This window comes from Trueperella bernardiae (assembly GCF_001469025.1).
GTDB lineage: Bacteria > Actinomycetota > Actinomycetes > Actinomycetales > Actinomycetaceae > Trueperella > Trueperella bernardiae.
Genome location: NZ_LNIZ01000002.1, coordinates 200,871 through 220,932, shown reverse-complemented (window position 1 = coordinate 220,932; position 20,062 = coordinate 200,871). Strand labels below are relative to the sequence as shown.

Annotated in this window: 18 protein-coding genes and 2 tRNA genes; 11 read left to right on the top strand and 9 right to left on the bottom strand. The window is 68.0% G+C overall.

Annotated features, from left to right (window positions below; all coding sequences use genetic code 11):
* Window positions 1–5: 5 nt before the first annotated feature.
* From AQZ59_RS02960 to AQZ59_RS02935, 6 genes are all read right to left on the bottom strand, one after another.
* Complete coding sequence (locus AQZ59_RS02960; RefSeq protein WP_068539040.1) at window positions 6–266, bottom strand: MoaD/ThiS family protein; 261 nt, start codon at window positions 264–266, stop codon at window positions 6–8.
* The gene (locus AQZ59_RS02955) at window positions 263–2,725 is read right to left on the bottom strand and encodes an HAD-IC family P-type ATPase (protein ID WP_062613001.1); all 2,463 of its coding nucleotides are present in this window, start codon (window positions 2,723–2,725) and stop codon (window positions 263–265) included. Before AQZ59_RS02955 ends, AQZ59_RS02960 begins: the two co-directional genes overlap by 4 nt.
* A 1-nt stretch (window position 2,726) precedes the next feature.
* On the bottom strand, window positions 2,727–4,244 hold the full coding sequence (locus AQZ59_RS02950) for a DUF1846 domain-containing protein (RefSeq protein ID WP_330218611.1): 1,518 nt from the start codon (window positions 4,242–4,244) through the stop codon (window positions 2,727–2,729).
* Between the two features lie 337 nt (window positions 4,245–4,581).
* On the bottom strand, window positions 4,582–5,922 hold the full coding sequence (gene brnQ, locus AQZ59_RS02945) for a branched-chain amino acid transport system II carrier protein (protein WP_143602102.1): 1,341 nt from the start codon (window positions 5,920–5,922) through the stop codon (window positions 4,582–4,584).
* 261 nt (window positions 5,923–6,183) lie between these two features.
* Window positions 6,184–6,272: transfer RNA gene (locus tag AQZ59_RS02940), tRNA-Ser, on the bottom strand.
* Window positions 6,273–6,388: 116 nt separating this feature from the next.
* Complete coding sequence (locus AQZ59_RS02935; RefSeq protein WP_062612997.1) at window positions 6,389–6,838, bottom strand: nucleoside deaminase; 450 nt, start codon at window positions 6,836–6,838, stop codon at window positions 6,389–6,391.
* 56 nt (window positions 6,839–6,894) lie between these two features.
* Between AQZ59_RS02935 and upp the strand changes: the two genes are divergently transcribed.
* The gene (upp, locus tag AQZ59_RS02930; RefSeq protein WP_062612995.1) at window positions 6,895–7,533 is read left to right on the top strand and encodes a uracil phosphoribosyltransferase; all 639 of its coding nucleotides are present in this window, start codon (window positions 6,895–6,897) and stop codon (window positions 7,531–7,533) included.
* Window positions 7,533–8,558: an alpha/beta hydrolase gene (locus AQZ59_RS02925; protein ID WP_062612993.1), complete on the top strand. Its 1,026-nt coding sequence runs from the start codon at window positions 7,533–7,535 to the stop codon at window positions 8,556–8,558. The genes upp and AQZ59_RS02925 overlap by 1 nt, the downstream gene beginning before the upstream one ends.
* Window positions 8,559–8,659: 101 nt before the next feature.
* Here the strand turns inward: AQZ59_RS02925 and AQZ59_RS09785 are convergent, their stop codons facing one another.
* Window positions 8,660–8,788 (bottom strand): hypothetical protein, encoded by a 129-nt coding sequence (locus AQZ59_RS09785; RefSeq protein WP_256359270.1) that lies wholly within the window; start codon window positions 8,786–8,788, stop codon window positions 8,660–8,662.
* A gap of 115 nt (window positions 8,789–8,903) precedes the next feature.
* Between AQZ59_RS09785 and AQZ59_RS02920 the strand changes: the two genes are divergently transcribed.
* Window positions 8,904–9,761 (top strand): DUF5926 family protein, encoded by an 858-nt coding sequence (locus AQZ59_RS02920; RefSeq protein WP_062612991.1) that lies wholly within the window; start codon window positions 8,904–8,906, stop codon window positions 9,759–9,761.
* 61 nt (window positions 9,762–9,822) lie between these two features.
* Window positions 9,823–10,593, top strand: a complete 771-nt coding sequence (locus AQZ59_RS02915) for a glycosyltransferase (RefSeq protein ID WP_062612989.1) — start codon at window positions 9,823–9,825, stop codon at window positions 10,591–10,593.
* 86 nt (window positions 10,594–10,679) lie between these two features.
* Here the strand turns inward: AQZ59_RS02915 and AQZ59_RS02910 are convergent, their stop codons facing one another.
* Window positions 10,680–12,926 carry a hypothetical protein gene (locus AQZ59_RS02910; protein WP_062612987.1) on the bottom strand — a complete coding sequence of 749 codons (2,247 nt, stop codon included), beginning with the start codon at window positions 12,924–12,926 and terminating at the stop codon, window positions 10,680–10,682.
* 50 nt (window positions 12,927–12,976) lie between these two features.
* Here AQZ59_RS02910 and pheA point away from each other — a divergent pair, with 50 nt between their 5' ends.
* The gene (pheA, locus tag AQZ59_RS02905) at window positions 12,977–13,912 is read left to right on the top strand and encodes a prephenate dehydratase (RefSeq protein WP_062612985.1); all 936 of its coding nucleotides are present in this window, start codon (window positions 12,977–12,979) and stop codon (window positions 13,910–13,912) included.
* Between the two features lie 58 nt (window positions 13,913–13,970).
* Here pheA and AQZ59_RS02900 read toward each other — a convergent pair whose 3' ends face one another.
* Window positions 13,971–15,182: a diacylglycerol/lipid kinase family protein gene (locus tag AQZ59_RS02900; RefSeq protein ID WP_062612983.1), complete on the bottom strand. Its 1,212-nt coding sequence runs from the start codon at window positions 15,180–15,182 to the stop codon at window positions 13,971–13,973.
* 217 nt (window positions 15,183–15,399) lie between these two features.
* Here AQZ59_RS02900 and serS point away from each other — a divergent pair, with 217 nt between their 5' ends.
* The 6 genes from serS (at window position 15,400) to AQZ59_RS02870 (ending at window position 20,059) form a co-directional block, all read left to right on the top strand.
* A complete protein-coding gene (serS, locus tag AQZ59_RS02895; protein WP_062612981.1) occupies window positions 15,400–16,683 on the top strand; it encodes a serine--tRNA ligase in 1,284 nt (427 codons plus the stop codon).
* Window positions 16,684–16,685: 2 nt separating this feature from the next.
* Window positions 16,686–17,549 carry an HAD family hydrolase gene (locus tag AQZ59_RS02890; protein ID WP_062612979.1) on the top strand — a complete coding sequence of 288 codons (864 nt, stop codon included), beginning with the start codon at window positions 16,686–16,688 and terminating at the stop codon, window positions 17,547–17,549.
* A gap of 173 nt (window positions 17,550–17,722) precedes the next feature.
* Window positions 17,723–17,813 (top strand) — tRNA-Ser (locus tag AQZ59_RS02885).
* A gap of 289 nt (window positions 17,814–18,102) precedes the next feature.
* The gene (locus AQZ59_RS02880; RefSeq protein WP_062612977.1) at window positions 18,103–18,825 is read left to right on the top strand and encodes an MFS transporter; all 723 of its coding nucleotides are present in this window, start codon (window positions 18,103–18,105) and stop codon (window positions 18,823–18,825) included.
* Window positions 18,822–19,460, top strand: a complete 639-nt coding sequence (locus tag AQZ59_RS02875; protein ID WP_062612975.1) for an MFS transporter — start codon at window positions 18,822–18,824, stop codon at window positions 19,458–19,460. Before AQZ59_RS02880 ends, AQZ59_RS02875 begins: the two co-directional genes overlap by 4 nt.
* Window positions 19,457–20,059, top strand: coding sequence for an ArsR/SmtB family transcription factor (locus AQZ59_RS02870; RefSeq protein ID WP_062612973.1), 603 nt, complete (start codon window positions 19,457–19,459; stop codon window positions 20,057–20,059). Before AQZ59_RS02875 ends, AQZ59_RS02870 begins: the two co-directional genes overlap by 4 nt.
* Window positions 20,060–20,062 lie beyond the last annotated feature (3 nt).

Sequence of the window (20,062 nt, the reverse complement as noted above, 5' to 3'; positions counted from 1 at the left end):
CCACCTCAGCCTCCGGCGAACGGGGGTAGAACGTCCACGCGCGGGTCGTCGGGGAGGACGGCCTCCCGCTCGGCGTGCTTGCCGTTCACCAGGAAGGAACACAGGCCCAGGACGCGGGTGAGGCGGTCGGGGTCGGCGGGGGCGACGGCGTCGTGAACGCGCGCCGCCAACTCCTCGACCGTGGCGCCCTGCGGGACCTCCACGGTGGCGGTGTCGGTGCCGGCGGCGTCGGCTGCCGCGGCGAAGAAACGAAGCTCGGCGATCATGCACTCTCCTCGAAAAACGGTTCGGGCTTCCACAGGGGCGTGGGCTCGTCGGCGCGCGCCCGGATGATCCACCATAGCGCCTCGACCGCGAGCGCGCCCGCCAAGCCGATCAGCGTGGCTTGCCACATCATGGGGCCGTTGGAGGAGTCGAGCATGAAGATGCGCTGCGTGAGGTCCCAGTTGAAGATCACGCCGTACCCGACCAGCGGCAGCACCACGAGCGCGAGCTTCCACGCAGAGAGCGGGCGGGCGATGCAGAACAGCACCCAGGACGAGGGGATGATGAGGGCCACGAGCGCCGCGGTCGACTCTTGCACGTGCACGTCCGGCACGTCCCACCCGGAGGCAACCATGTAGGCGAGGAACGACGTCGTCCCGACCACCACCCCCGCCGGCACCGCGAAGCGCAGCACGCGGCGCACGAAGTGTGGCCGCGCCCGGTTGTGATTCGGGGGCAGAGCGAGGATGAAGGCGGGGATGCCGATGGTGAACCAGCCGGTGATCGTCACGTGGATCGGCATGAAGGGGAAGGGCACGGCGGCGAGGATCACGAGGATCGCGAGGAAGGCGGAGTAGATCGTCTTCGTGAGGAAGAGGTTGGCGACGCGCTCGATGTTGCCGATTACGCGCCGGCCCTCGGCCACGACGTGCGGGAGGGTGGCGAAGCGGTTGTCAAGCAGGACGATCTTGGCCACCGCGCGGGTGGCGGCGGAGCCGGAGCCCATGGCGACACCGATGTCGGCGTCTTTGAGGGCGAGGACGTCGTTGACGCCGTCGCCGGTCATGGCCACCGTGTGCCCGTTGGATTGGAGGGCCTTGACTATGTCTTGCTTCTGGTCGGGGCGTACGCGCCCGAACACGCGGTTGTGCTCGATGGTGCGGGCGAAGTCGTCCGGCTCGATGTGGCGGGCGTCGACGGGCGTGCCCTGCTCGACGCCGAGGCGCTCGGTCACGGCCCCCACCGACGCCGCGTTGTCGCCCGAGATCACCTTGACTTCTACGTCCTGCTCGGCGAAGAACTCGAGGGTGGCGCGGGCGTCGGGGCGGATCTTCTGCTCGAAGATGATGAGGGCAAGCGGAGTCACGACGCCGGGCGCGCCTTCCTCGCCGACCTCCCGTTCCGCCCTTCCCAGCATAAGGACGCGGCGGCCCGTGGCCCCGATCTCCTCAGCGCGTGCGGCGGCAGGGTGGTCGCCGCCGAGGACATCCGGGGCGCCCATAACGTACGTGACCCTGTCCGGCCGAGCGAACGTGGCCCCCGACCACTTCGTGGCCGAACTGAACGGCGCCCGCTCGGCCACCTCCCAGGCCTCGCCCTCCACCGAAAAGTGCTCGGCGATGGCTTGCGCGGTAGCGTTCGGGTCCGGGTCGGTAGCCACCAGCTGCGCCAGGATCTGGGCGCACTCGCTTTCCTGCGCGTTCGGCTCACCACGGCCGACTGTGCCGTCGGCGCCCTCGGCCCCGCCGTCGTGCCCCGCACTGTCGACGCGAGCCGCGCGGCCGGCGTCGTGAACAACCTCAAGTTCGGCGAACACCAGCGTGTTCTCGGTCAGCGTGCCGGTTTTGTCGGCGCAGACCACGTCCACGCGCGCCAGCCCCTCGATCGCGGGCAGCTCCTGGACCAGGCACTGCCGCTTGCCGAGCCGGATCACCCCGAGCGCGAACGCCGTGGACGTGATGAGCACCAGGCCCTCCGGCACCATCGGCACCAGCGCGCCCGTGATCTCCAGGACCACGGCGCGGTAGCTGTGGACGCCGTCGCTGGTCTGTGAATAAATCGTCAGCAGGCCCACGGGGATGAGCACCCACGTGATGTATTTCAGGATCGTGTTGATGCCCGCCTGCAACTCCGAACGCGCGAGCGAAAACCGGGAGGCCTCCGCGGCGAGCTTGGCCGCGTACGAATCCGCGCCGACCTTCGTCACCTCATAATCGCCCGACCCGGACACGACAAACGACCCCGACATGATCGGATCCCCCGGCGCCTTCCGCACCGCGTCCGACTCTCCCGTCAGGTTCGACTCGTCCACCGACAGGTAGTCCGAGGCGCGCACCACGCCGTCGACCACGATCTGGTTCCCCGCGCCGACCCGGACGACGTCGTCGAGCACCAGCTCCTCCTGGGCCACCTCGGTAAGCTCGCCGTCGCGCCACACGCGCGGGCGCTCCTCCCCCACGATCACGAGGGACTCGAGCGTGCGCTTCGCGCGCAACTCCTGGACGATGCCGATGCCGGAGTTCACCACGATGAGCAGGCCAAACGCGCCGTTAATGAGCGATCCGGTGGTCATCACCATGATGAACAGGACGAACAGGATCGCGTTGATCCGCGTGAAGACGTTCTGGCGGACGATCTGCCCCACGGACTTGCCCGTGCGCGGGGGGAGCTCGTTAGCGCGGCCGTCACGACGCCGTTCCTCAACTTCCGCCGACGTCAAGCCGAGCGTTGTAGCTGGCATGCTATCTCTTCCTGTAAAGGGTCTTGCGCTGGTAGTGCGGCTCGGACGTGACGAGGATGCCCAAGTTGCGGAAAATCGCCTCGTCCACCGTGCCCAGGATCGTGGTGGTGTGCACGTCGCAGCCCTCAAGGTTGCGCAGCTGCTCAAGCGCGAGGCGGGCCTCGGGCGACGTCGACGCCGACACCGACAGCGCGATCAGCACCTCGTCCGTGTGCAGGCGCGGATTACGCGAGCCGAGGTGCTCGGTCTTCAGGGTCTGGATCGGCTCGATTGACTCCGGGGAGAGCAGGTGCAACTCCGGATCGATGCCGGCCAGGTGCTTGAGGGCGTTGAGCAACATCGCCGCCGAACAGCCCAGTAGCGGGGAGGTCTTGCCCTGGATGATCGTGCCGTCGCGCAACTCGATCGCGCAGCCCGGCTCGCCCGTCGCCTGCTCAATCGCGAGCGCCGGCTCCACCACGCGCCGCTCCTCCGCCGTGATCCCGGCCTCCGCCATGATGAGCGCAATCCGGTCCGACTGCGCCGGCTCCAGGTCATTCGCTGCCTCATCCACCAGCGCCTTGTAATACCGGCGCACGATCTCCTGGCGGGAGGCGCGCCGGACGGCGTCGTCGTCGGAAATGCACATGCCCACCATGTTCACGCCCATGTCCGTGGGCGACTTGTACGGCGACTCGCCCATCATCAGCTCGAGCAGCGAGCGCAGCAGCGGAAAGACGTCCACGTCGCGGTTGTAGGACGTGACCTGCTTGCCGTAAGCGGCGAGGTGGTAGGGGTCAATGACGTTGTTGTCCTCGAGGTCCGCGGTCGCCGCCTCGTAGGCCAAGTTCACCGGGTGCTCCAGCGCGATATTCCAAATCGGGAAGGTCTCGAACTTGGCGTAACCGGCCGGGACGCCCCGCTTGAACTCGTGGTAGATCTGGGAAAGGCAGGTGGCGAGCTTACCCGATCCCGGGCCGGGCGCCGTGACCAGGATGAGATCGCGGGAAGTGCGGACGTAATCGTTGCGGCCCAGCCCCTCATCCGACACGATCAGCTTCGTGTTCGACGGGTAACCCGGGATCGTGTAATGGTGGGCCACCTTCAGGCCCAGGCGCTCCAGCCGGTCCGAGAACTGGTGCGCCTGGCGGTTACCCGCCTCAATCTGCGTCATCACCACGTTCTCCACCAGGAACCCGCGCTCGCGGAACACGTCAATCAGGCGCAGCACGTCCTCCTCGTACGTAATCTGCAAGTCGCCGCGCTTCTTCTGCCGCTGAATGTCCTTCGCGTTGAGGCAGACCAGGATCTCGATCTGGTCCTTGATCTGCTCCAACATCACGATCTTGTTGTCCGGCGTGAAGCCGGGCAGGACGCGGGCAGCATGATTATCGTCGAAGAGCTTGCCGCCCATCTCCAAGTAGAGCTTCCCGCCGATCCGCTCACGCCGCTCACGAATGTGGGCCGACTGCATATCAATGTACTTGTCCCGATCAAAACCGATCGACGACGGGGTTGGGCCGGACAAATCTTGCGACACAGTTACTCCTTCACGCCTCGCACACTGGGGCCGCGGCTTTGGGGCCGCCGTACCTCCCACAGCACACCGCCCTGGGCGGGTGGGGTGCCGGATCACGCTTTGGGTCGCGTGGCCCGGAACCGTGCCGGAGCAAAAGTTCGCGCACCACGCGACCTTCAACCGTCCTAGTCTAAACGCGACCGCCCCGCCGTGCGAAGTAGACCGGGGGATGACCTCGGGGCGCGCGTTCTTTCGTTTCTCGTCACCAAAAGGGTTTTGTGCACTCCAAAATCGGCCGTTTAAGTGACGCGAAAACACTGTGCGTGACGAGAAACGCAGGGCAGGGGTTCGGTGGCGGCTAGGCGCGGCGGGGGCGACGACGTCGGGCGTCGAGAATAAAGCCGATGACGATGGCCGCGAGGGCGGGCGTCGTCCAGCCCATCTGGAGGTCGGAGGCGGGGAGGGCGTCGACGGCGGGTTTGATCGCGAGGAAACACTCGGAGGCGGCGATCAGGCCGGCCTCGGCGAACGCGACCACGGCGGCGGCGAGCGCGCCGAGCTTGTACGCCCAATCAAGGGCGAAGGGCAGCGCCAGCTCGACCAAGCCCAACACCACGATGACGATCGCGATCGGGTAAATGAACTGGTTGAGCGGGGCCACAAACTCGAGAATCCGCTCCAGGCCAAGGTTCGCGAGCGCCACCGACACCACGATCTGCACCGCGATCACCACCGGGCGCGGGACCACGCGCAGGAGCCGGGTGAAGTAGGCGGTGGAGGCGGTGAGGAGGCCGATCGTCGTCGTGAGGCAGGCGAGCAAAGTGATGATGCCGAAGATGACCTGGCCCATCGAGCCAAATATCTGGCCCGCCACGGACGCGAGCAGCTCCGCGCCATTCGTGAAACCCATGCCCGCCTGGCGCGCGCCGATCAGGGCCAGGCCCACGTACACCACGGCCAAGCACGCCCCCGACACCAGGCCCGCCTTCATCATCCCACCAATGCGGGCGGCGCGGGTGGCGGCGCCGCGCTTCTTCAGTTCCGTCACGATCACGACACCGAACACGAACGTGGCCAGCACGTCCATCGTGTAGTAGCCCTTGATCATGCCGCTGGTCAGCGACGACGGCTCCGTGGACACCGCGTTCGCGATCTGCGGCAGGCGGATGAGGGCCCCGACGATCAGGAGCGCGAGGAAGCCCAGGAGGAGCGGGGTGAGGACGCCGCCGACGCGGTCCACGACCTTGCGCGGATTGACCAAGTACAGCGTGGAGACCGCGAAAAACACCAGCGTGAAGACGAGGAGAGGCGTGCCGGAGGTGTGGGCGGCGTCGGAAACGAACGGGCGAGTGGACATCTCGTAGGCGACCGTGGCCACGCGCGGCACAGCGTACAGCATGCCCGTCGACAGGAAGATTGCCAGCGTGAACAGGAAGCCGGCCGGTCGACCGATGCGCATCGCGACGCCGCCGGCCCGGAGCTCGCCGGCCGTTTCGGTGGCGTTCACCACCATCGCTAAGACCGGTAGCACGACGCCCGTCAGCAAGAAACCCAGGAGGACCGCCGGGAGGTGGCCGACCGAGTTCGCGCCGATCATCACCGGGAAGATCAAGTTGCCCGCGCCGAAGAACATGGCAAACAGGGCGAAACCGACGATGACGGGGGTGGGCATCTTGCTCGTTGGTGTTGGCGTGCTCACTGTGTGTCCCCTCGTTGTGTAGTTGTGCAAGTGGGCCGGTTGGCCGGGTGGGCCGGTTGGGCGGGCCACTCCCCCGTATGGCAGGCTACCCCGCGAGCCCGGGCTGACCGTAGATCACTGGTCGCAAGTACCACATGATGTTCGCCATGTTTACCGGAGAAATCGCCCGGTCCGCCGGCCCCAGGCTTGACCCCGGGCTTGACCGGGCGTCGTCGGGCATGAAAAATCCTCCGGCGCGGGCAAACCCGTACCGGAGGACTCTGGCGGTGGAGGCGGGATTTGAACCCGCGGTAGCTATTAACTACACAGCATTTCGAGTGCTGCACCTTCGGCCGCTCGGACACTCCACCTCGGCACGCCATCTTAACCGAATTTCGTGCCGCTGAGCAATTCGCCCTCGGGGTGAGCCGCCCCACGGCCCGCACCCCGCGTCGCGAGCCGGCTCGAACACCCGGCCGGCCAGCCCTTACACCCGCCGCGCGGCGAACCACTCCCGCAGCTGCCGCCCCGCCTGTTCCTCGGCCACCCCACCGAATACTTCGACTTCGTGGTTGAGGCGGGCGTCGCGCAGGACGTCGCGGACGGACCCGGCGGCGCCGGCCTTCTCATCCCAGGCCGCGAACACCACCCGCGAGATCCGGGCGTTTACGATCGCCCCGGCACACATCGTGCACGGCTCGAGCGTCACATACAGCGTGCACCCGGCCAGGTTCCACGAGCCGCGCGCCCGCCCGGCCTCGCGCAGCGCGTTGATTTCGGCGTGCCCGGCCGGATCGAGGTCGATCTCACGGGTGTTGACCCCGCGCCCGATCTCCCGTCCGGCCTCGTCCACGACGACGGCGGCGACGGGGACGTCGCCCTCGGCCCCGGCGCCGCCGGCCAGCTCGAGCACCAGGTTGATCCACGATTTTTCCATACCGACATCGTATCGATCCAGAAACGCAACCGCCCTGAACGCGGTAGATTAGAGCTATGAAACTCCAGGTTATTGATCACCCGCTCGTCTCCCACAAGCTCACCGTGTTGCGCGATAAGAAGACACCCAGCACGGTTTTCCGCCAGCTTGTCGAGGAGCTGATCATGTTGCTGTCCTACGAGTCCACCCGCGACGTGGAGGTGGTGGACAAGCAGATCGTCACCCCGGTTGCTCCGATGACGGGCCGCGCGATGGCCACCCCGGCCCCGATCGTCGTGCCGATTTTGCGCGCGGGCTTGGGGATGCTCGAGGGCATGATGAAGTTGATGCCCACGGCCGAGGTCGGCTTCCTTGGGCTCAAACGCAATGAGGAGACGCTGGAGGCAGTCACGTACGCGAACCGCCTGCCGGATGACCTGACGGGCCGCCAGTGCTTTGTGCTCGACCCGATGCTCGCCACCGGCCACACCCTCATCGCGTCGATCGATTACCTGCTCGAGCGCGGCGCCCGCGACGTCACCGCGATCTGCATCCTCGCCGCACCGGAGGGCCTCGCCACCCTCGAGGAGCACCTGGGGGATCGCGCGAACGTGCGCGTGGTGGTGGCCGCCGTCGACGACCACCTCAACGAGAAGGGCTACATCGTCCCCGGCCTGGGCGATGCGGGCGATCGCCTCTACGGCGTCGTCGACTAGTGGCCGCCCCCGCGCCTAGCTGGCTCGGCTCCCCCGGCCCGGACTACCTGGGCCCGTCCTGGCGCGCCCGGAGGATTTATCTTCGCGACGACGACGGTGGTGCCCCTCGCGCCCACGGCTCGACGTGCGGCGGCACTGAGTTCGCCGTGTTGGTCCATGAGGTCGATGCCGCGGACCTGGTCGCCCGAACGGGCATGGCGGCCCTGTGGATCCCGGGCTTCGTGGACACGTTTTTCCACGTGGAGCATGCCGCGGCGTGGCGGGAGGCGGGCGTGGCCCTGGTGGGCCTGGACATGCGCCGGGCGGGCCGCGCGCTCATCGGCTGGCACCGCGACGACATCCGCGACATGTCCGTGCGCAACGAGGAGATCGACCGGGCGATTGAGGTGCTGCGCGCGTGGGGCGCGGACAAGGTGATCCTCATCGGGCATTCGACGGGCGGCCTTCAGGTGCCGATCTTCGCGGCGGCTCACCCTGGCGCGGCGGACGCGATCATCTTGAACTCGCCCTGGTTTGACCACAACGGCCCGGACCTGGAAAAGAAGCAGCTCACCGCCCTGGTGGACCGGGTGGGCGCGCGGCTACCGCTGTTGCGGATCGGCAAGCTCGACCCCGCCTACGCCCGCCGCCTTCACGTGGACTACGGCGGCGAGTTCCGCTTCGATCCGGCCCACAAGCCCCTCGACTCCGTGCCCGTGCTGGCCGGGTTCTTCAGGGGCGTGCGCCGGGCGCAGGCCCAGCTCGCGGCCGGATTGGCCATCCCGACGCCGATCCTCGTTGCCCATTCGAGCGCCTCGGGCAACCCTAAGAAGCCCACCGGCGCCGAGCTGGACAGCACGGACGTGGTCCTCAACGTGGGCGACATGGTCCGCCTGGCCCCGAAGCTCGGCCGGAACGTCGAGCTGTTGGCGGTGCCGGGCGGCCGGCACGACCTCTCGCTCTCCCCTGCCCCCGCGCGCACGTTCTACACCGAGCGCACGATTTCCTGGGCGCTCGACGCCACCAGCACCGCCACGCGCTACTGACCCTCGTCATATGTCAGGACCCTGTAGCTTTTCGTTGCCAAAATCGGCCGATCCGGCCTCAGAGTCCTGAGATTTGACGGCCAGCCACGCGGGCGCCGTTGTTACCGGTTATTCCACCAGCGCCGCGCAAGGACCCCGATGCCGAACGCGACGGCGAAAATGCCGACATACTGGATGATTTTGACGGCGGTAGGGTCAGCGGAGGTGGCCATAAAGATTGCAAGATTCACAAGCCCAGTCTATCCACAGGCGCCCGCCGCCGCCCGAAGGCGGCCAGCGCATTTGCTAGTCTTGGTCCAAACGCGCCCGCATCGGCGCCGCGCACCGACAGAACAGGAACTTTTGATGGGCAAGTCCAGCCGCCGTAACAAGGAAGCCAAGCCGAAGAGGCCCCGTATCCAGTTTGTTGACCGCCCGTTTGAGGGCCTGCCGTTCGAGGCGGAGCTGGTGGCGATGCGCGAGATCATCCCGGCGGCCACGCTGACGGTGATCACCACGCCGGAGTACGGCTCGCGCGAGGTCACCTTCGTCACTATCCTGCCGGGCATGGGGGCGGCGCTGCGCCGCAAGAACGGCGAAGTTCTGGTGGCGGTGCAAGCGGTGACGTCGTCGGGAGATGCGTCGCTCGACATCGCAGACCGTCTGGTCAAGGCGCTCGAGCTGGAGCCGGGAGAGTCCATCCTGCACGCCGACCTGCCCGAGCCCGGCCCGCGCCTGCAGGACGTGCTCGATGCGGACAGCGCCGGCGAGCTCACGATCCTCGATTCGTTCGGGTACTGGGTGGACGCGGAGGACGCGCAGGATCCCAACGTGCAGGCCGCAATCCAGCAGACCTCCGACCAGATGGTCCCCACCACCCAGGTGGAGGGCGTGGAGGGCGCCTACTGGTGCCGCATGCAGCGCGAGTTCCTGCGCTGGGTGCGCCCCGAATCGGAGGATAAGGTGCTCGACGGCCTTGCCCGCCTACACTTCAAGCGCGAGCTCACGTTTGACGACGCCCGGTTCGTCGGCGCCTTCCGCGCGCTCGGCCTGCTCATCCCCGTCTTCGAGCTGGCCCCGGGCACCGAGGCGGAGGAGCTCGAGGGCCCGCTGGCCAACTTCGAGAAGGTGCTGATCGCTGCGATCACATCCGACGAGCCGCTCTCCCCCGAGGAGCGCCGCACCCGGTCGGGCATCATTTCCCGCCAGGTGACTCTGCGATAACTTCCTGCACGTTCGCGCATTCCTTTGCACATTCTTTACCTGGAATGGTTAGACTTTACGTGTGAAGGGCGAACGTGTAGCAGTCGTTATTCCGGCCAAAGATGAGGCGGAGCGCATCGGCGCGACGATCCGTGCCGCGCGCGCCATTCCCAAGGTTGACCTCATCGTGGTGGTGGACGACGGCTCCGACGATGACACGCGTTCCGTCGCCCGCGCCGCCGGCGCCACGGTGGTTCGCCACTCGGTCAACCGTGGCAAGGCCTCGGCACTGGAGACGGGCGCATCTGTGGTGGCGATGCGCGACGCCGAAGACGCCACGCCCCGCACGCTCCTCTTCCTCGACGCCGACCTCGGCGACTCCGCCATCGAGTGCGCCCCTCTGGTGGCGCCCGTGCTGGCGGGCGAGGTCGACATGACGATCGCCTACCTTCCCCCGCAGGCCGGCGCCGGCGGGCACGGCATGGTGACCGGGTACGCGCGGCGTTGGATCAAGAAGCTGACGGGCTGGGAGGCGCAGCAACCCCTGTCCGGCCAGCGGTGCCTCACGCGCGAGGCCGTGGAAGCTGCTCACCCGCTCGCCCCGGGGTGGGGCGTGGAGGTCGGGATGACGATCGACCTGCTCACCCAGGGTTTCACCGTGCAGGAGATCGCGTGCAAGCTTTACCACCGGCCCTCGGGCAACGACCTCGCGGGTCAGTTGCACCGGGCCAGCCAGTACGCCGACGTCGTCCGGGCCGTGACCGCCCGCCGGATGCGGGGCGTCCGGGTCCATTCGCGCAAGCGCTCCGGGCAGGTTCCCGAGCCGGGCGTGCCGTTCCGCGCCATCAAGTAGGGTGAGCGCGGGCCGGCCCGTTACTAACTAGCGAATTTGGGCCCGAAACCGCCGGTTTTTCGAACGAAACTGCTCACACTCACCAGTTAGCCACGCGCGTGCTCTTTGGACAGGGGCGTTTCGAAGACGTTGCGCCCGTAGCGCTCGTTTTCGGTGCCGTCGAGCCCGGCGATCACCCACAGGCCGCCCATGTAGATCCCGCCGATGAGCGGGATGACCAGGCCGGAGTCGTTGATGAGCATGGCGATGAGTAGCGTGGTGATGGCGGCAATGGCGCCGGCGCGCAGTTCGGGGAAGTCGGTGCGGTCGCGCAGGGGATCGAGGCCGGCCCGACGCACGGCCACCACTACCCCGGTCAACACCACTGCGGCCACAATCCAGCTGGGCCACGGCACCTGCGTGAAGAGCTGGTGGGCTTTGCGCGCCACGACGTCGAGCGCCTGCCCGTCGAGGAGGGATTGGAAGAAGTGGCCGAGGTGGGTGGGGTCGGGGCGGAGCCAGTCGAGCCAAGAGATCCCGACCGCGAGCGCGGCCGCCGCCACCCCCACCACGATCACCCGCAGCGACGTGATCCGCACGCCTCGCATCATGAGGATGAGGAGCAGGAAGCCGATGAGTAGTGGGGGCGGGCCGCCGAAGTCGGCGCCGATGTGTGGGGCGCCGTTGATGAAGATCGCCACGGATCCGAGCAGGCTCACGACGCCGACCGCGATCCACCTCCCCGCCAGCACGCGGGCCGCCACCACGGCGAGGAAGATCATTGACACAGCCCAGATGGCGAAGGGGGCGTTTGAGATGCCGTAAAAGCGCCCGCCGGATTGGGGTTGGTCGCCGAGCACGGAGCTGGCGTGCAGGTGGGAGCCGAGCATGGCGTCCACGCCAATCACCACCGCGGTGAGGCACGCGATGAGGACGGGGCCAAGCGCGATGGCGGGTAGGCCGCCGGCGTCGGGGGCAGTGAGGACGTCGCTGGTCTGGCCGGTTTCCGCCTGCTCCTCGGCGAGCCGACGCCGGGTGGCGCGCCGCACCACGAGCATCGCCAGTTCCGCGATGACCAGGGCAATGAGGATGACGCCGACCGTGAAGCTGATCGTGGAGAAGCGGCCGGCCCGCCACCAGGGCAAGAGGTTGATGAGGAAGGAGGCCACGGGCATGGCGGCTACGACGCCGAGGGCGAAGACGTGGTGGAGGCCAAAGCGCCCGCCGCGGATCGTGATGATCATGGCGGCAAAAATGAGGGCGGCCCCGAACACGAAGAGGAGGTAGAAGAGGACGACGACGGCGCGGGTCATGATCGCGCGGTCGTTGGCGTCGACGAGGGTGGCCGGCCCGGCGTCGGAGGCGAGGAAGGTGACGGCGGCGCCGGCGGAGGTGGCGGGGGCGGTGAGGCCGAGGGCGTCGAGGATGGCGGCGTGGACGTCGACGTTTTGGATGAGGCCGCCCTTGCGGGTGGACGCCGAGGTGGCGAGCCCGTGGTGGGATTCGCCGATCACGGTTTCAAGGAAGATCTGCAGGCGGGCGGCGCGCCGGTCGGAGTCGCCGATGGAGGACACGATGAGGGTGGTGCCGGGTTCGAGGGTGGCGATGAGCTCGCCGAGCTGGCTGTCTATCGTTTCGGCGACCGCGCGGGTGTGGGCCGACACCTGGCCGGGCGGGACGAGCGCGGCCTCGAGGTGGGAGGAGGGGGTGGTGTCGCGGTGAGCGCTGCCCAGGTCGATGACCACGAGGTCGGCGTCGCTGACCAGCTCGTAGGCCTCGACCACCTGGTTGACCGTGCCGTAGGAGGAGACGGCGAGAGCGGGGCCGAGGGGGCGGCCGTCGTCGTCGGCGATGGCAACCGCGCCACCGCCGCCGATGGAGGCGACGCTGAGCCCGGCGTCGGTGACCGTGGTGGCGAGCGCGCCGAAGGCCGGGCGGAGCGGGTTGGATTCGTTGTGTTCGAGGAGCGTGTCCCACACGCCCAGGCGGCCGTCCTGGCTGAGGCTGCGCCCTACGAACGTGCCGCCGTATTCCTGGCAGGGCTGCTGGGAGTCGGCGAGGCCTCGCGTGCGCACGCCCGTGTTCAGCGTGGCCCAGCCGGCGAGCGAGCAGGTGGTGAGGTCGAAGGTGCGGACGGAGACGTTGGCGATGGCGGAGTCCTCGGCGAGGGCGAGGAGCGTGGGGGTGCGCGGGCCGACCGCTTCCCACGGCAGGCCGGTCATCCCAACGAACACGACCTTGTTACCGCGCGGCATCGGCTCGGGGTCGGGGCGCAGGAGCGGGAGGAGGATCGAGGCGAGCAACGCGAGCGCCGTGCCCACAACGATCGCGATGCCGGCGCGCCCGAGTCTCATGCTTTTTGCCATGAGATTTAGCCTAGCGTGCCCCGGGTAGACTAGCGGCCATGAGCAAGCTTCGTTTTTCGTTTCTCGGCCCGCGCGGCACGTTCACCCAGCAGGCGCTGAACGAGATCTCCACTGAGGAGGAGTCGGTCCACATTCCCGCGATCGACTCGCCGCGCGCCATCAAGATGGTGCGCGCCGGGGAGGCCGACTACGCCGTGGTGCCGATCGAGAACTCGGTGGAGGGCGGGATTAACGCCACGCTCGACACGCTCGCCGCCGGCTCCGACCTGCTCATTTACGCCGAGGTGCTGGTGGACATCGCGTTCACGCTTGCCGTACGGCCGGGCACGAAGATGGAGGACATCACCCACATCTCCACCCATAACGCCGCGTGGACGCAGTGCCGCAACTGGTTGGGGGAGCATCTTCCCGACGTCGTCCACCTGCCCGCGTCGTCCACCGCGGCCGGCGCCGAAAAACTGGCGCGCGAGGAGAACCCGGGCTTCCAGGCCACGCTCGTGTCGAAGCTGGCCGCCCAGCAGTACGGGCTGGAGTCGCTGTCCGACGCCGTGGCCGACAACCACGACGCCGTCACCCGCTTCGTCCTCATCGGCAAGGCCGGCAAGTTACCCGAGCGCACGGGCGCGGACAAGACCACGCTCATGGTGCAACTGCCCACCGACGAGGCCGGCGCCCTGCTCAACATGCTCGAACAGTTCAAGGCACGCGGGGTGAACCTGTCGAGGATCGAGTCGCGGCCGATCGGCGATTCACTCGGCCGGTACGCCTTTTCGATCGACGCCGAGGGGCACCTCATGGACGAACGCATCCAGGCCGTGCTACTCGGCTTGCACCGGGTGTGCCCCAAGGTGACGTTCCTCGGGTCCTACCCGTCCGCGGCCCACAAGAGCATCCGGCTGCGGCCCGGCACCGCCGACGACGACTTCATCGGCGCCCGCGCCTGGGTCGACGCACTGGTGGAGCGCTCGCTGTAGGGCTTACCGGGCCCGCGGATGTGGCGGGCGGTCAGCGCGGGCTCGCGCGCCGGGCGCGTTACACCACGCGCACGCGCAGCGCGCCCTTGTCGATGTAACCGGAGATCGTGGTGGCGGCGCCCAGCACGTCGCCATCCACCTGGACAAGTTGGGCGGATTCGGCCACCACGGTGGCCGAGCTGATGCGGTGAATGTGGAGGTCCCCCGAGGGCTGCACCCCCGGCATGCTCACCGGCTTTAGGCCCAGCCCGTTGAAACCGACTTTGCGCGCCACGTCCACCCAGCCGATGAGGCCGCGGCGGATGTCGAGCACTCCGAGTTCAAGCCACCCGTCATCCGGGCGGGTGTGCGGGTCGAGGAGCAGGCCGCCCACCAGCTGCCCGCAGTTGAGCAGCATGACCGAGCGGGCCTCTACCTGCACCGGCTGCCCCTCCTGGCCAGCGGTGATCGTGGCCGACATCCTGTCCGCGCACAGGTACGGCATCGCGGCCTTGACGTAGGCCAGCCAGCCGATCTTGGCCTTTAGCTCCGATTCTTCATCGGCAGCCGCCATGATGTCAGCATCGAAACCCAAGCCGGCCACCACCAAGAAGGCATACTTGCCCGGCTTGGCCGCCTGGGAGGCATCGGGATCCGTGGACTCGCCAGCCCCGGGCGCATCCGGCGCGGGCGGCGCCGGGGCGCCCTCGGGGATTTCCAGCCACCCCACGTCAATCGTGGTCTCCTGCCCGGTCAGCGCGGTGACTGCCATGCGCCGGGCGGAGGTGAACGGCAGGTCAAGATTGCGGGCCAGCAGGTTGCCCGTACCCACCGGGAGCAGGCCGAGCGGCGTGCCCGTGCCGGCCAGCACCTCGGCCACATTGCGCACCGTGCCATCCCCACCCGCGGCGATCACCACCGAGGCGCCCATCTCCAGCGCCTGGCGGGTCTGCCCGCCGCCGGGATCCTCCGCGGTGGTGGGTAGCCAGATCGGCTCCGGCAAGTCCGCATCCGCGGCGACTCTGGCCAGCAGGGTCTTCAGGTAGTCAAAATCCGTCTTCTTCGTCGGATTAAAGACAACCACAGGGCCCGCCTGCTTCCCGGGCGGGGGCTCCGCCTCCGCGGCGCCCCCGCCCGGATCCACCAGCTCCCGCAGCGCGTCAATCTCCGCCTCATTCGCATCACACTTGAGGCGCAAGGAATCGGCCGACGAATTCACCCGCGCCGCCGACCACAGCGCAAAAAGCCCGACCACCAGGCCGAGCACTCCGACAACGATTCCCCAATCCATGAAATCATCCTATCCCCACCCTCCGACAATTCTTCCCCGGCCCGCAAATGCGCCCTTTTCTCCCGGTCCGCCCGCGTCGCAGGCGACGCAAGCCGCGCCCAACGCCACCACAACGGGGAGCGCAAGCCGGCCGCCGTCGTCCCTCACACCCCGCCCGCGCACCGAGCGTTCCGGACGTCAATTGCCCCGTTCGTAAGCCAAGGCATATCCTTGAGGCATGATCGATATCCGCACCATCCGCGACAATCCCGAACAAGTAAAGGCCTCCCAGCGCGCCCGCGGGGCCGCGGAGTCCGACGTCGACTCCGTGCTCGCCGCCGACGAGGCCCGCCGATCGTCGCTCCAGGAGTTCGAGGACCTGCGTGCGGAACAAAAGGCGCTCTCCCGCACGGTTGGCAAGGCCAGCCCCGAGGAACGCCCCGCGATCCTGGCCAAGGCCAAGGAAATGGCCGAACAGGTCAAGGCGCTCGAAGCGAAGTCCGACTCCGCCGCGGCCGCCTTCCAGGAGGCCATGCTCAAGCTGCAAAACATCATCGTCGACGGCGTGCCCGCCGGCGGCGAGGACGACTACGTGGTGCTGCGCGAGGTCGGGAAAATCCGCGACTTCGCCGCCGAAGGCGTGCAGGTCAAGGACCACCTCGACGTCGCCGAGGGCATCGACGCGCTTGACATGGAACGCGGCGCGAAGGTCTCCGGCGCGCGCTTCTACTACCTCACCGGCATCGGCGCGCGCCTCGAACTGGCGCTGCTCACCATGGCCGCCGACCAGGCCGAAGCCAACGGCTTCAAACTCATGAACACGCCCACGCTGGTCAAGCCGGAAGTCATGGGCGGAACCGGCTTCCTCGGCGCGCACTCCGACGAAATCTACTACCTCCCCGCCGACGACCTCTACCTCACCGGCACCTCCGAAGTGGCACTCGCTGGCTACCACGAAAACGAAATCCTCGACCTCACCGCCGGCCCCAAGCGCTACGCCGGCTGGTCCACCTGCTACCGGCGCGAAGCCGGATCGCACGGCAAGGACACCCGCGGCATCATCCGTGTCCACCAATTCAACAAGGTGGAAATGTTCTCTTTCTGCGACGCCGCCGACGCCGAAGCCGAGCACGCCCGTTTCCTCGGCTGGGAAGAGGACATGCTCGCCAAGGTGGAGCTGCCCTACCGCGTGATCGACACCGCCGCAGGCGACCTCGGCGCCTCCGCCGCCCGCAAGTTCGACTGCGAGGCCTGGTTGCCCTCCCAGAACCGCTTCATGGAGGTCACCTCCACCTCGAACTGCACCACCTTCCAGGCGCGCCGCCTCAAGATCCGCCAGCGCGGGGAGGACGGGATGGAGGCCGTGGCCACCATCAACGGCACCCTCGCCACCACCCGCTGGCTCGTGGCCATGTTCGAAAACCACCAGCAGGCCGACGGCTCGCTCTACGTGCCACACGCGCTCCGACCCTACCTGGGCGGACGCGAGGTCATTGAGCCGGTCCGGGGGCTGCAGGCATAACAATGCGCGAGCTAAGTGACGCCCTTTCCGGCCTCGCGGCCGGACCCGATCTGCTTATCGGGCTCGACGTCGACGGCACGATCTTCCACCACGACACCTCACTCTCGCCCCGCGTCCGCGACGCGATCCTCGCCCACGTAGCCGCGGGCACGCACGTCGTGATCGCCACCGGGCGCGGGATCGCCGGCACGCAGCTGGCGCTCGACGCGCTTGGACTCAGCGGCGTCTACGCCGTGTGCTCGAACGGCGCGATCATCGCCGCGTTCGGCGAGGACCCGGGGCTCGCGCCCACCACGCCCGTCTCCCCCGACATCACCGACCGGGCCGTCCACATCGTCCGCGTCCACACCTTCGACCCCAGCGCCGAAATCGCCAAAGTCCTCGTAGGGCTTCCCGACGCCGCCATTGCCGTCGAGTCCATGAGCTCCGCCACCCGCATCTCCGCACCCTTCCCGGTCGGCGAGCTCTCCGGCAACGTGGTGCTCTCCGCGCCTGACCAGCTGGTGGGCCCCGACACCACGCGCGTCACCATCCGCGCACCCCACATGACCGCCATGGAACTGCTCGACGCCATTGAGGCGCTCGGGCTACGCGGCATCGAGTACGCCGTGGGGTGGTCGGCGTGGATGGACCTCGCACCCGCCGGGATCTCCAAAGCCGTGGGGCTCGCCGACGTGCAAAAGATCGTGGGCGCGCGGCGGACCCTGACCGTCGGCGACTCCGGCAACGACTGCGAAATGCTCGCCTGGGCCGACACCGGCATCGTCATGGCCAATTCCCGCCCCTACATTCGCGAGTTCGCCGACGCCATGGCGCCCCATGTCGACGACGACGGCCTGGCCGTCGTGCTCGAGGCCCTGCTGTAGGCGGGGCTGGCCTGACGCCTTTCTTTCCACCACCTGGCTCCTTTCTCCCCTCATTATCTACTTCGTCCCGCGTGTCCTTCTCCCCTGGCCGGGCGAATTGGGCGGCAGTTTTTGGCAGGGGGTCGGCCAACGTGCCAGAATGACACGTAGCTCGCGCGTGCGGCGCGAGCGCTGGAGGGTTGTCAGAGCGGCCGAATGAGGCGGTCTTGAAAACCGTTATACGGCGATCCCGTATCGGGGGTTCGAATCCCCCACCCTCCGCCACCGGCCCGGAAAGGGCGACGCCTCGCCCTTTCCGGGCCTCCTTCTCAGCGTTCATGGCTAACGCCGTGACTGACATGCTCGCGGGCGCGGTCGGGCAGGGCGCCAAGGCTCACGTAGACAAATCATGAGGATTTGCTCCGAATGGCCGATTTTGGAAACGAAAACTCTCAGACTCACGAGTTAGCCACACCAACCCGCTAGCAGCCCACTTCCAGCGCACTCCACCCTTTAACACCCCATTAATTCAACGTTATTTGCACAATTATAATTGCCGCATTAGGCTGGTCCCATGATCACCCCAGATACCGCACCCACCACCCAAACCCCAACCCAATCCCTGTGGCGCCAGCACGACTACCGAGCCTGGTTCGTCGGCGACACCTCCTCTCAGCTCGCCGGCGCCCTGCGCGCTTTTGCGCTTCCGCTCGCAGTCGTCGCCCTCACCGGCTCGGCCACGCAGGCGGGCCTCATCGCCACGGCCTCCCAGGTCATCGGCATCATTTGCATGGTGCCGGGCGGCGTGATCGCCGACCGGGTGGACCGCCGCAAGATCCTCTACCTCTTTGCCACGCTCGGCACGGTCATCTGGTCAGCGGTCGCGATTCTCTTCGTCACCGGCGCCCTCAGCTTCCCCGTCCTCATCACGCTGACCTCGCTGGGCGCCATCAACGCCGGCCTGTTTGGCCAGGTCACGGACGCGATCCTCCGCACGCTTGTCCACGGCGAGGACCTCGTCAAGGCCAGCGCCGCCAACCACGGCCGCGACGCCACCATCGAACTCGGCGCCCCACCCATCGGCGCCGCCCTCTACGCCCTGGGCGCGTGGGCACCCTTCGCCGCCTCAGTTGTCGGCTACCTCCTCCTTGGCCTGTGCGGCTCCCTCATCCGCCGCGACCTCCGCCCGCGCACACCCCCGCCGAACCGGCCACCCCCGCCGAACCAGCCTCCACCACAGCACCTGCCCCGGCCACCACCCGCGTCGACGACGCCACCGGCCCGACCGTCGTCGTGAAAGCGTGGACCACCTTCACCACCGACGTCCGCGACGGCTTCGCCTACCTGCGCGAACACCCCACGATCTTGCAATTGCTGGCACCACTGTCAGTGGCGAACATCGGGTTCCTCGGCGCGCAGCACGCGATCACGTACGCGCTGGTGCTGGACGGCCGGTCGCCGGGCACAATCGCGGGCTATAACATGGCGATCGCGGTGTTTGCACTGGTCGGATCCGCGCTGGCGGGCCGGTATTCGAACCGCTTCCGCACGGGGCGGGTGTTCACGGTGGCCATTCCGGCGTCGGCGTTGGTGCTGATCCCGGCGGTGTTCAGCCGCGAGCTCGTGGTGATCATCCCGTGCATGGGCCTGTACCTCATGGCCGCGATCACCACTGCGGGCCACCACTCCATCATTTTCTCCACGGCGCCCGACCACATGCAGGGCCGGCTATGGGCGGCGTTTGGGCTGATCACGTCGTTGCCGATGGCGGCCGGCCCCACCCTGGCCGGCGTGCTGCTCGACCGGGGTGCCTACAGCGTGGCTATGGCGGCGTTCATCGTGGTGATGGTCGTGCCTTTGCTCACCTGGTCGGCGATGCCGCGGGTGCGCTCGCTGCCGCGCCCAGGCGAGTGGTCTAATGTGGAGCTATGACGAACATAGCCACCCCGGAGGTCGTGGCCGCGCTGGCCAATCCCGTGCGGCTCAAGCTCCTGTACGAGATCACGGCAGCCGGGCGCGCCCGCACCTCCGACCTCGCGCAGGCCGTGGAACTCGCGCCCAACAAGGTCTCCTACCACCTGAAGAAACTCTGGGCGGCCGGCGTCGTGACCAAGCAGCCCGGCGACGACGCCCGCGAAACCTGGTGGTCCGCCGTCCCGGGCGGGTGGCAGGTCGACGACCCGGAGCTCGCCCCCGGCCTCACCGCCGCGCTCACCCTCCTCGACCAGCACGTCCGCGACCGCTCAGAGGCCTTCGCCGCCCAGCAGCGTGACGCCGGCGTCGTCCTCCCCTTCGCCAACGGCGACACCGTCCTCACCCTCAGCCTCGACGACGCCCGCACACTCGCCGACGAACTTTCCGCACTTGTCGAGCGGTATGTGGGGCGCCCGGCGACGCCGGACGAAGACACCCAGCCGGCAGGCACCGGGCCAGCCGACGCCAAGCCCGCCGATGCCGGGCCGGGCGCGATCCGCTACGACTTCCGATTCTCGCTCCTGCCGATTGGATACGCCGCGCCCGCCAAGGAGTAGAGG

Bases quoted from the DNA above. Each gene is read 5' to 3' on its own strand.
- AQZ59_RS02960 (WP_068539040.1), bottom strand. From the start codon at position 266: ATGATCGCCGAGCTTCGTTTCTTCGCCGCGGCAGCCGACGCCGCCGGC.
- AQZ59_RS02955 (WP_062613001.1), bottom strand. From the start codon at position 2,725: ATGCCAGCTACAACGCTCGGCTTGACGTCGGCGGAAGTTGAGGAACGG.
- AQZ59_RS02935 (WP_062612997.1), bottom strand. From the start codon at position 6,838: ATGGAAAAATCGTGGATCAACCTGGTGCTCGAGCTGGCCGGCGGCGCC.
- upp (WP_062612995.1), top strand. From the start codon at position 6,895: ATGAAACTCCAGGTTATTGATCACCCGCTCGTCTCCCACAAGCTCACC.
- AQZ59_RS02920 (WP_062612991.1), top strand. From the start codon at position 8,904: ATGGGCAAGTCCAGCCGCCGTAACAAGGAAGCCAAGCCGAAGAGGCCC.
- AQZ59_RS02910 (WP_062612987.1), bottom strand. From the start codon at position 12,926: ATGAGACTCGGGCGCGCCGGCATCGCGATCGTTGTGGGCACGGCGCTC.
- pheA (WP_062612985.1), top strand. From the start codon at position 12,977: ATGAGCAAGCTTCGTTTTTCGTTTCTCGGCCCGCGCGGCACGTTCACC.
- AQZ59_RS02900 (WP_062612983.1), bottom strand. From the start codon at position 15,182: ATGGATTGGGGAATCGTTGTCGGAGTGCTCGGCCTGGTGGTCGGGCTT.
- serS (WP_062612981.1), top strand. From the start codon at position 15,400: ATGATCGATATCCGCACCATCCGCGACAATCCCGAACAAGTAAAGGCC.
- AQZ59_RS02890 (WP_062612979.1), top strand. From the start codon at position 16,686: ATGCGCGAGCTAAGTGACGCCCTTTCCGGCCTCGCGGCCGGACCCGAT.
- AQZ59_RS02880 (WP_062612977.1), top strand. From the start codon at position 18,103: ATGATCACCCCAGATACCGCACCCACCACCCAAACCCCAACCCAATCC.
- AQZ59_RS02870 (WP_062612973.1), top strand. From the start codon at position 19,457: ATGACGAACATAGCCACCCCGGAGGTCGTGGCCGCGCTGGCCAATCCC.